Annotated in this window: 4 protein-coding genes and 6 pseudogenes; 6 read left to right on the forward strand and 4 right to left on the reverse strand. The window is 39.3% G+C overall.

Annotated features, from left to right (window positions below; all coding sequences use genetic code 11):
• Nucleotides 1–499: pseudogene (locus DY200_RS10730) on the reverse strand (DUF6216 family protein); the annotation flags it as partial.
• 19 nt (nucleotides 500–518) lie between these two features.
• Nucleotides 519–734, reverse strand: coding sequence for a DUF6216 family protein (locus DY200_RS10875; protein WP_342352671.1), 216 nt, complete (start codon nucleotides 732–734; stop codon nucleotides 519–521).
• 522 nt (nucleotides 735–1,256) lie between these two features.
• On the opposite strand from DY200_RS10875, the pseudogene pepP (DY200_RS10735) reads away from it, so the two are divergent.
• A pseudogene (gene pepP / locus DY200_RS10735) lies at nucleotides 1,257–2,519 on the forward strand (Xaa-Pro aminopeptidase).
• Between the two features lie 197 nt (nucleotides 2,520–2,716).
• On the opposite strand, the pseudogene pepP (DY200_RS10635) reads toward pepP (DY200_RS10735), so the two are convergent.
• Nucleotides 2,717–4,002: pseudogene (gene pepP, locus DY200_RS10635) on the reverse strand (Xaa-Pro aminopeptidase).
• 539 nt (nucleotides 4,003–4,541) lie between these two features.
• Here pepP (DY200_RS10635) and DY200_RS10845 point away from each other — a divergent pair.
• Genes DY200_RS10845 through DY200_RS10855 form a run of 3 tightly spaced genes read left to right on the forward strand, consistent with a single transcriptional unit; the run spans nucleotide 4,542 to nucleotide 5,286 of the window.
• A complete protein-coding gene (locus tag DY200_RS10845) occupies nucleotides 4,542–4,709 on the forward strand; it encodes a DUF6216 family protein (RefSeq protein WP_277870330.1) in 168 nt (55 codons plus the stop codon).
• 26 nt (nucleotides 4,710–4,735) lie between these two features.
• Nucleotides 4,736–5,068, forward strand: coding sequence for a DUF6216 family protein (locus DY200_RS10850; RefSeq protein WP_280523267.1), 333 nt, complete (start codon nucleotides 4,736–4,738; stop codon nucleotides 5,066–5,068).
• A 32-nt stretch (nucleotides 5,069–5,100) separates the two neighbouring features.
• On the forward strand, nucleotides 5,101–5,286 hold the full coding sequence (locus DY200_RS10855; RefSeq protein WP_280523268.1) for a DUF6216 family protein: 186 nt from the start codon (nucleotides 5,101–5,103) through the stop codon (nucleotides 5,284–5,286).
• A 40-nt stretch (nucleotides 5,287–5,326) separates the two neighbouring features.
• Here DY200_RS10855 and uvrB read toward each other — a convergent pair.
• Nucleotides 5,327–7,349, reverse strand: a pseudogene (uvrB, locus tag DY200_RS10650) (excinuclease ABC subunit UvrB).
• 176 nt (nucleotides 7,350–7,525) lie between these two features.
• Between uvrB and efeO the strand changes: the two are divergent.
• Nucleotides 7,526–8,335 (forward strand): annotated as a pseudogene (gene efeO, locus DY200_RS10660) (iron uptake system protein EfeO).
• A gap of 14 nt (nucleotides 8,336–8,349) precedes the next feature.
• Nucleotides 8,350–8,721, forward strand: a pseudogene (locus DY200_RS10665) (Dyp-type peroxidase domain-containing protein); the annotation flags it as partial.

Here is an 8,721-nt window from a genome sequence, read left to right on the forward strand (position 1 = left end):
TTAAATAGATAATTAATAAAAATATACAAAGCCATTGTTAATATAAACATAAGATAGCGAAATAATATATGTTGCTCTCTTAATTTCTTATCTAGAAAATCTTGTTCTTCTTTGCTGGTAAATAAACTGCAAATAGTTTCCAGGTTATTTGGATGTATCTTGAATTTTATTTTACCTTCTTCACAGTGGTAAGCTGTTATTTCATTTTCTTGATTGCTAGGAGTGTAAAAAATATCGGAGTAACTAAACTTTCTTACCTTGTCATGACTTATCCAATAAGTCTCTCTACTATCTGTAAATTCTAGCAAGGCATAATTTCCAATAGATAAATTTATTAATATAGGTAGAAGAGCTAGAAAGCATATAAAAGCAATGATGAATCCGGCTATAGTACTTAACAATTTTCTTTTACTTGGTACATTACGAACATTAGTGTTTCAATATCAAATTCTCCTTTAAGCTTAGATAGCAACCTATAATCTAATTCATATTTTCTTATCCATTTTTCAAATTCCTGCTTATGTTTTAAACTTGTTGCATTGGTTTATAATAAAATTAAATTTTTCAATTTCTATTATGTCATTAATCAAAGAACCTTTCTCATTATTAGTTTTATCTTTCCCTATAATAATATAAGCAAACCGATGTGTAATGGAAAACGCTGACTTTGCCCTGCATTTATAATATAAAATAATTAGTAAGATTATAATTGGGGTGAGAATATAATAGACTATATTTGAATATTTTTGAAAGAAGCCAAAAAATCATTTCAATATCTTGCATAAAAAAATCCTCTTTAAAAATTTGATATTCGCAGTAGAATCTGTAGTCTATTTGCTCTCATCTATCTATACAAGCTAGTTAGTAAAAATTTTTAGTTTTCAATGAAACCTCAATGGCTTCTGCCTCCTGACTTGTACTTTTTTGTAAGATATGCCAAAAGTGTTACCTAGGGTAATTTTTATCTTATAGATTCCCCTCTCTCTGATTTTCGCAAAGTCGTTACTTTGCTCAAATCTGTCTCTCTCCCGCAAGGGGGAGAGAGACAGTTTGTTAAAGCGTGTAGCGAAACAAGCAGAGAGAGGGGAAAATATCCTTAAATTAGTTTAATTTACGATGTTATCTTAGATTAAACTGACTTTTTCTTTTTTATGTGGTGGCTTTGTGAAATTTGCGAGAAATCAGACCGCTTGCTTGTGTTAGAATAAATAGACATTTGAAGAGGAGAATAGTATGATCTTGCCTACCTAGCCGAATTGCCGAGAGAAGAATTTATTGAGCGTAGAAATCGTGTGTTTGAGCAAATGCAGGATAATTCTGCGTTGGTGGTGTTTACCGAAACCGAGAAACGCCGTAATAGCGATTGCGATTATTTGTTCCGACCTGATAGTTATTTCTGGTATTTAACCGGTTTTGCCGAGCCGAAATCGGCATTGTTGCTGATTAAAAAAGACAGTAAAAATGAGAGTGTGATTTTTTTTGCGTAAAAAAGATCCGCTAATGGAAACGTGGAACGGCCGCCGTTTGGGGATTGAAAAAGCCCCTGAAACCTTGAACGTGGATTTGGCATTTGATATTGAGGATATTGTGCGTGTTTTTGCAGAAAAAACGCAAAATTTGACCGCTTATTACTATGCGAAAGGCTTACAAGAATGGGGCGATAGCATAGTGGCGGAACAGTTTGCTGACGTGATTGACTGGCAGCCGATGTTGTCGGAAATGCGCTTAATTAAATCGACAGCGGAGATCGCTTTGATTCAGCAAGCCTGTCATATCTCGGGATTGGCACATATCCGAGCAATGAAACAAACTCGCCCAAATCGTTATGAATTGGAAATTGAGGGCGAGATTCAGCACGAATTTACCCGCTTGGGGCGAGATTTCCTGCTTATAATTCGATTGTGGCAAGTGGTGAAAATGCCTGTATTTTGCACTACAACGAAAATGATCAGGTATTAAAAGACGGTGATTTATTGCTGATTGACGCAGGGGCGGAATTTGCTCATTATGCGGGCGATATTACTCGAACCTTCCCGATTAGTGGTAAATTTTCTGAACCGCAACGAGAGATTTATCAGCTCGTGTTGGACGCAATGAAAGAAGCAGCTAAATGGCTTATTCCGCAAAGCTCGATCAAAATTGCCAATGAAAAAGCGGTGCAAGTGCTAACCGAAGGTTTGGTTCGCTTAGGCATTTTGAAAGGCGAAGTCGAACAGTTAATCGCAGAGAAAGCCTATCGCCAATTCTATATGCACGGCTTGGGGCATTGGCTTGGTTTAGACGTTCACGATGTCGGCAATTATGGCACTGAGCGAGATCGTCCGCTTGAAATCGGTATGGTGCTAACCCTTGAACCGGGTTTATATATTTCAAGTGAGGCGGATGTACCTGAGCAATACAAAGGCATTGGTGTGCGTATTGAGGATAATTTATTGATTACTGAATATGGCAATAAAAATTTGACAAGCGGTTGCCCGAAAGAAATTGCTGATATTGAAGCAATTATGAATGTTCAGTAGATAGGAAAAGTAAATAACCACAGGAACGACACGGAATACACAGGAAAATTTTTCGTAGTGACGCTGATGTAATCTTCGTGGTTATTTTTATATCGAGCTTTAAGCTCGATATAAAAAATAACCACGAGTATACATCAGCGTCATCACGAAAAATTTCTGTGTATTCCGTGCGTTCTGTGGTTATTTACTTTTCCTATCTACTGAACATTCATAATTGCTTCAATATCAGCAATTTCTTTCGGGCAACCGCTTGTCAAATTTTTATTGCCATATTCAGTAATCAATAAATTATCCTCAATACGCACACCAATGCCTTTGTATTGCTCAGGTACATCCGCCTCACTTGAAATATATAAACCCGGTTCAAGGGTTAGCACCATACCGATTTCAAGCGGACGATCTCGCTCAGTGCCATAATTGCCGACATCGTGAACGTCTAAACCAAGCCAATGCCCCAAGCCGTGCATATAGAATTGGCGATAGGCTTTCTCTGCGATTAACTGTTCGACTTCGCCTTTCAAAATGCCTAAGCGAACCAAACCTTCGGTTAGCACTTGCACCGCTTTTTCATTGGCAATTTTGATCGAGCTTTGCGGAATAAGCCATTTAGCTGCTTCTTTCATTGCGTCCAACACGAGCTGATAAATCTCTCGTTGCGGTTCAGAAAATTTACCACTAATCGGGAAGGTTCGAGTAATATCGCCCGCATAATGAGCAAATTCCGCCCCTGCGTCAATCAGCAATAAATCACCGTCTTTTAATACCTGATCATTTTCGTTGTAGTGCAAAATACAGGCATTTTCACCACTTGCCACAATCGAATTATAAGCAGGAAATCTCGCCCCAAAGCGGGTAAATTCGTGCTGAATCTCGCCCTCAATTTCCAATTCATAACGATTTGGGCGAGTTTGTTTCATTGCTCGGATATGTGCCAATCCCGAGATATGACAGGCTTGCTGAATCAAAGCGATCTCCGCTGTCGATTTAATTAAGCGCATTTCCGACAACATCGGCTGCCAGTCAATCACGTCAGCAAACTGTTCCGCCACTATGCTATCGCCCCATTCTTGTAAGCCTTTCGCATAGTAATAAGCGGTCAAATTTTGCGTTTTTTCTGCAAAAACACGCACAATATCCTCAATATCAAATGCCAAATCCACGTTCAAGGTTTCAGGGGCTTTTTCAATCCCCAAACGGCGGCCGTTCCACGTTTCCATTAGCGGATCTTTTTTACGCAAAAAAATCACACTCTCATTTTTACTGTCTTTTTTAATCAGCAACAATGCCGATTCGGCTCGGCAAAACCGGTTAAATACCAGAAATAACTATCAGGTCGGAACAAATAATCGCAATCGCTATTACGGCGTTTCTCGGTTTCGGTAAACACCACCAACGCAGAATTATCCTGCATTTGCTCAAACACACGATTTCTACGCTCAATAAATTCTTCTCTCGGCAATTCGGCTAGGTAGGCAAGATCCATACTATTCTCCTCTTCAAAATGTCTATTTATTCTAACACAAGCAAGCGTCTGATTTCTCGCAAATTTCACAAAGCCACCACATAAAAAAGAAAAGTCAGTTTAATCTAAGATAACATCGTAAATTAAACTAATTTAAGGATATTTTCCCCTCTCTCTGCTTGTTTCGCTACACGCTTTAACAAACTGTCTCTCTCCCCCTTGCGGGAGAGAGACAGATTTGAGCAAAGTAACGACTTTGCGAAAATCAGAGAGAGGGGAATCTATAAGATAAAAATTACCCTAGGTAACACTTTGGCATATCTTACAAAAAAGTACAAGTCAGGAGGCAGAAGCCATTGAGGTTTCATTGAAAACTAAAAATTTTTACTAACTAGCTTGTATAGATAGATGAGAGCAAATAGACTACAGATTCTACTGCGAATATCAAATTTTTAAAGAGGATTTTTTTATGCAAGATATTGAAATGATTTTTTGGCTTCTTTCAAAAATATTCAAATATAGTCTATTATATTCTCACCCCAATTATAATCTTACTAATTATTTTATATTATAAATGCAGGGCAAAGTCAGCGTTTTCCATTACACATCGGTTGCTTATATTTATTATAGGGAAAGATAAAACTAATAATGAGAAAGGTTCTTTGATTAATGACATAATAGAAATTGAAAAATTTAATTTTTATTATAAACCAATGCAACAAGTTTAAAACATAAGCAGGAATTTGAAAAATGGATAAGAAAATATGAATTAGATTATAGGTTGCTATCTAAGCTTAAAGGAGAATTTGATATTGAAACACTAAGTGTTCGTAATGTACCAAGTAAAAGAAAATTGTTAAGTACTATAGCCGGATTCATCATTGCTTTTATATGCTTTCTAGCTCTTCTACCTATATTAATAAATTTATCTATTGGAAATTATGCCTTGCTAGAATTTACAGATAGTAGAGAGACTTATTGGATAAGTCATGACAAGGTAAGAAAGTTTAGTTACTCCGATATTTTTTACACTCCTAGCAATCAAGAAAATGAAAAACAGCTTACCACTGTGAAGAAGGTAAAATAAAATTCAAGATACATCCAAATAACCTGGAAACTATTTGCAGTTTATTTACCAGCAAAGAAGAACAAGATTTTCTAGATAAGAAATTAAGAGAGCAACATATATTATTTCGCTATCTTATGTTTATATTAACAATGGCTTTGTATATTTTTATTAATTATCTATTTAATTTAGCTAATGCTAGAGATGTATATAATATGATAAAAAGAAAAGTCAAATAATAAAAACTTAAAGCCCGATGAGTAATCGGGCTTTTTTCTATCAAACCTCCAACAACACCGCCTTCAACTCCCCAATCTTGTCCCTTACCGCAGCCGCTTTTTCGAACTCAAGATCCTTAGCAAAATCTCGCATTTGTTGTTCGAGTTGTTTGAGTTCTTTTTCCAGCTCTTTGCGGGATTTTGGTTTGTAGGTATTTGCAGATTTTTCTTCGATTTTAACCGCTTGTTTGCCTCGTTTCGGCTTGTCGGTTTGTCCGATGTCGAGCAATTCGCCTACTTTTTTGTTGAGGGCTTGCGGAGTAATACCGTGTTCTTCGTTGTATTTTTGTTGTTTTTCTCGGCGGCGTTCGGTTTCGGTAATCGCTTTTTGCATAGAGTTAGTAATGCGGTCGCCGTAAAGAATTGCTTTACCGTTCAGGTTTCGAGCTGCACGTCCGATGGTCTGAATTAATGAACGTTCGGAACGTAAAAAGCCTTCTTTATCCGCATCTAAAATCGCCACCAGCGACACTTCCGGCATATCCAAGCCCTCACGCAATAAGTTGATGCCGACCAATACGTCAAACATTCCCATACGCAAGTCGTGAATAATTTCTACCCGTTCAACCGTATCAATATCGCTATGCAGATAACGCACACGCACGCCGTGTTCATCGAGGTAATCGGTTAAATCTTCCGCCATTTTCTTGGTTAGCGTAGTGATTAGTACACGTTCATCTACCGCTACTCGTTTTGTGAATTTCGGATAGTACGTCATCAACCTGCGTAGCGACTGGACGAACTTCGATGATCGGGTCTAATAATCCCGTTGGGCGAACCACTTGATCCACCACATCGCCGTTTGATTTTTCTAGCTCGTAGTTACCCGGTGTTGCCGATACATAAATCGTCTGCGGCGCAAGACGTTCAAATTCTTCAAAGCGTAACGGGCGGTTATCCAACGCAGACGGCAAGCGGAAACCGTATTGCACCAACGTTTCTTTTCTGGCTCGGTCGCCTCGATACATACCGCCGATTTGCGGTACGGTAACGTGGCTTTCGTCAATAATCAGCAAGCCGTCCGCCGGCATATAGTCGAATAATGTCGGAGGCGGTTCGCCCTCTTTTCTGCCCGACAGATAGCGTGAATAGTTTTCGATCCCCGAGCAATAGCCCAGCTCATTCATCATTTCAATATCGAATTGCGTGCGTTGAGTAATACGTTGTTCTTCCAACAATTTATTTTCTTTGATGAAGTATTCTCGGCGTTCCACCAGCTCTTGTTTGATTTCTTCAATCGCATTCAAAATGCGTTCACGAGGGGTAACGTAGTGGGTTTTCGGATAAATGGTATAGCGAGGTACTTTGCCCAAACTATGTCCGGTAAGCGGATCAAACAACGAAAGGCTTTCGATTTCATCGTCAAACAATTCAACCCGTAACGCTATTTCATCCGATTCGGCAGGGAAAATATCAATCACTTCGCCACGCACACGGAAAGTCGAACGCTGAAATGCTTGATCGTTACGGGTATATTGCAATTCGGCAAGACGAGCGAGGATCTCTCGTTGGCCGATAATCGCCCCCACTTGCAAATGCAACATCATTTGCATATAAGCGTCCACGTCCCCCAAACCATAAATGGCGGAAACAGAAGCCACTACGATAGTATCTCGGCGTTCAAGGAATGATTTGGTTGCCGACAGTCGCATCTGTTCGATTTGTTCGTTAATCGACGCATCTTTTTCGATAAAAGTATCGCTACTCGGCACATAGGCTTCCGGTTGGTAATAGTCATAGTAAGACACAAAGTATTCCACCGCATTTTCTGGGAAGAAGGCTTTCATCTCGGCATACAGCTGAGCAGCAAGCGTTTTATTCGGCGCAAGCAACATTGCCGGACGATTGAGTTGAGCAATCACATTAGCAATGGTAAAGGTTTTACCCGAACCGGTTACCCCCAGTAACGTTTGATGCGCCAATCCGTCATTTAGCCCTTCGGTCAATTTGGCAATCGCTGACGGCTGATCGCCAGAGGGTTTAAACGGGCTATGTAAAATAAAAGGTTTGCCTTGCTTGCTCATATCACATCCTATCCAAGAAATTTCGGATAGGATTTTAGCACAAGCAAGCGGTCAATTTTCTAAAAAAATTTACAAATTAAAATGTGAATCAGATCACAAAATCAACACCATTGTTTTGATAATGATTATTAATAAGAATATGATTACCACACTATTCTTAGATAGAGGAAAATTTTATGCGTTTAACAAAATTAGCCGTGCTGCTTTCCGGTGTATTACTGACGACTCAATCTTTTGCATTAGACTTAAGCAAAGAAACCGAAACTTATAAACAATTTGTGGTTGAGCAAATCGACCGCTTAGTTACCGACACCGAGAAATTTGTTGCTTATCTAGATAAAGGCGATGTGCAAAAAGCGAAACAAATTTACCCGCTTGCACGAATGTATTTTGAACGTTCCGAACCGATTGCCGAGAGTTTTGGCGATTTGGATCCTCGTATTGACGCACGCCTTGCCGATTTAACCGAAGAAGGCAAAACGGAAAAAGATTGGTCCGGCTTCCAAAAATCGAAAAAGTTTTATGGGAGAAAAATACCACTAAAGGTACAAAAGCGACTGCGGAACAACTGCTAAAAGACGTTAAAGAATTACGCGCCCAAAATTCCGACGGCGGAAGTTACTCCCGAATTAATGATCACCGGTGCGGTGGATTTATTAAATGAGGTGTCCACCACTAAAGTAACCGGTGAAGAGGAAATTTTCTCTAAAACCGACCTTTACGATTTCAAAGCGAATATTGAGGGGGCGGAAAAAATCTATGAAATCTTTAAACCGCAATTAGACAAAACCGATGCGAAACTTTCGGCGAAATCGCCGCGCTTTGCTGCGGTCAATAGCTTACTGGCAAAACACAATAAAGCGAAAAACGGTTACGATTACGTAGCTTATAACAAATTGTCAAAAAACGATGTTAAAGCATTAGCCGAGGCAGTAAACCAACTGGGCGAGCCGTTGGCGCAATTAGGCGTTCTCTTAGAGAAATAAGGTAGGAATAAATTATGGCAGAAATCCATTCTCGCCGTGATTTTCTAAAAAATACCGCATTGGTAGGAGCTGGCTTATTGTCGGCTCCTGCTTTTGCTTTAGAATCACGACAACTCACTGCGCAAGCACATAACCAATATCCTTTTTATGGTAAACACCAAGCCGGCATTGTTACCCTGCACAAAAACATATCTATTTTCTCGTCTTGGATTTAGATACCGCCGATATTGCAAAAGTGAAGAGATTTTCCAAACTTGGACGCGTTATAGTAATAATCTGACACAAGGTGAAAATGTCAAGCCTATAGCAACAACGCGTATGTTCCGCCTGCGGATACCGGTGAAGCCGGATAGTTTTGGACCCGCAAGATCTCACTATCACTTTCG

Source organism: Actinobacillus lignieresii (genome assembly GCF_900444945.1).
GTDB classification, from domain to species: Bacteria; Pseudomonadota; Gammaproteobacteria; order Enterobacterales; family Pasteurellaceae; genus Actinobacillus; species Actinobacillus lignieresii.